Origin of the sequence: Photorhabdus stackebrandtii (assembly GCF_011189495.1) — a bacterium.
Taxonomy (GTDB): Bacteria; Pseudomonadota; Gammaproteobacteria; order Enterobacterales; family Enterobacteriaceae; genus Photorhabdus; species Photorhabdus khanii.
Genome location: NZ_PUJV01000094.1, coordinates 1 through 2,255, shown reverse-complemented (window position 1 = coordinate 2,255; position 2,255 = coordinate 1). Strand labels below are relative to the sequence as shown.

Annotated in this window: 1 protein-coding gene; it reads right to left on the bottom strand. The window is 56.1% G+C overall.

What is annotated here, in order from left to right; all coding sequences use genetic code 11:
• Nucleotides 1–2,255 (bottom strand): non-ribosomal peptide synthetase (locus C5470_RS21650; RefSeq protein ID WP_166291850.1); only part of this gene is annotated, 2,255 nt, incomplete at both ends.

Here is a 2,255-nt window from a genome sequence, read left to right as displayed (position 1 = left end):
AAAGGCGGCGTAGAGTGCGTTCAGTTCATTTATCAGCACATTGACTGACCAGCCATCGGACACAATATGATGCTGGGTCAGCAAAAACTGATAATCCTCTTCCGTCAGTCGGATAAGTTCCGCCCGGATAAGCGGTCCCCGGCTGAGGTCAAACGGTGCAGACATTTCTCCAGTACACAGGCGTTCTAATTCCGTGTCAGCATCCGGATGTTCACGCAGATCATGCTGAACCAGCGGCAACCCGTCGCCTGCCGCCAACAGATGAATCTGAGGCTGACCATCAACGGAAACAAAAACAGAGCGCAGTGCTTCATGACGGGCAAAGACAGCATTCAGGGCCTGCTGCCAGGCGGTGATATCCAGCCGGCCGCGTAAATGCAGCGCCAGGGGGATATGATACGTTTCACTGACCCCGTCAAGCTGGGCCAGGAACCATAAACGCTGTTGGGCAAAGGATAACGGCAAAGTTTCCGTCCGGGAGACCGGCAGTATGGCGGGCAAGGCGGGCCGGTCTTGTTTCTGCACCGCCTGCGCTAAGGCCGCCAGCGAAGGCGAATGAAACAACGCCGCCAGCGGGAGCTCCACACCCAGTACGGCCATTATCCGGTTCATCACCCGCACGGCCAGCAAAGAATGCCCGCCCAGGGCAAAGAAATTGTCATGCCGGCTGATTTTTTCGATACCCAGTAACTCACGCCAGACCGCCGCCAGGGCGGTTTCGGTGGCGCCCTGCGGGGCTGCATAACGCTGGCGGGCAAAGGCGTCCTCCCCGGGCACCGGCAGTGCCCGGCGGTCCAGTTTGCCGTTCGGGGTTAGCGGGAAACGGTCCAGACGCACCACCGCCGCCGGCACCATATACTCCGGCAAAACTTGACTCAGGTGCTTACGTAAGTTATTCACCAGCCCTTCTTCCACATCCGCCGCCACATACGCCACCAGCCGTTTGTCCAGTCCTTCCTCGTGTGCCAGCACCACGGCTTCACGCACCGCCGGGTGTTCGGCCAGCCGCGCTTCAATTTCCCCCGGTTCAATGCGGAAACCGCGGATTTTCACCTGCTGGTCAGTGCGGCCCAAAAATTCCAGATTGCCGTCCGGCAAATAACGCGCCAAATCCCCGGTGCGATACATGCGGGCATCCGGTTTATCGCTGAACGGGTCAGCCAGGAAACATTCTGCCGTCAGTTCAGGCCGGTTCAGATAACCGCGCGCCACTCCAACCCCACCAATATACAGTTCACCGGTCGCCCCCAATGGCACCAGCTGCCGTTCTGCATCCAACAGATAAATTTGTGTGTTCGCGGTCGGCCGCCCGATAGGTACCTCTGTGCCTCTATAATCTGACGGACAGTGCCAGCTAGTGGCACATACCGTTATTTCTGTCGGGCCATAAGCATTGAACAGGGTTACCCGGCTACGCAATGCCTGAATTAACGCCGTATTCGGTGCTTCTCCACCCAATATCAGAGTCGGTTTAATCGTAAATTCCGGTATATCAGCCCCGTCCTGAAGCAACACCGGGGTCAGGAAGGCATGGGTTATCGCGTGTTCTTCGAAATAACGCCATAAGGCAAGCGGGTCCTGACGAACAGCAGCACCTGCCGGAATATTCAAAGTGGCACCACTGCACAACGCCATCATGATTTCCCAGACACTGGCATCAAAGCTCAGTGAAGCAAACTGTAACACCCGGCTATCAGTGCCAATATCGAATCGGGTGCATTTATCCTGGGTAAGATTAGTCACTCCCTGATGTTCAATCATCACACCTTTGGGTGTGCCAGTCGAGCCGGAGGTGTAAATTACATAAGCCAGGTGCCGTGGTGTCAGTGTGGCTATCTGCGGATTGTTATCCGGTTGGTCAAATTGTATATTCGGGTCAAGTACAATTCGACCTGTTAATCCTATTTTCCCTAGTGCTGCCCGTCCGATATTATCCGCCAGCACAATCGCCGGAGCGGCATCGGTCAGCATATGTACCAGGCGCTCGCTGGAATAAACTGGATCCAGTGGCACATACGCCCCACCGGCTTTCAGGATGGCCAATACCCCGACCACCATGGCCGGTGAGCGTGAGACACAAATCGCCACTAACTGGTCGGGCACGACCCCCAGCGTAATTAATTGATGTGCCAGCCGGTTCGCCCGGGCATTGAGTTCCGCATAACTGAGCGACTGGTTTTCATACACCAGGGCAATGGCGTCCGGGGTTGTCGCTGCCTGCCGTTCAAATAACTGATGGATACATAAGTCTTCAG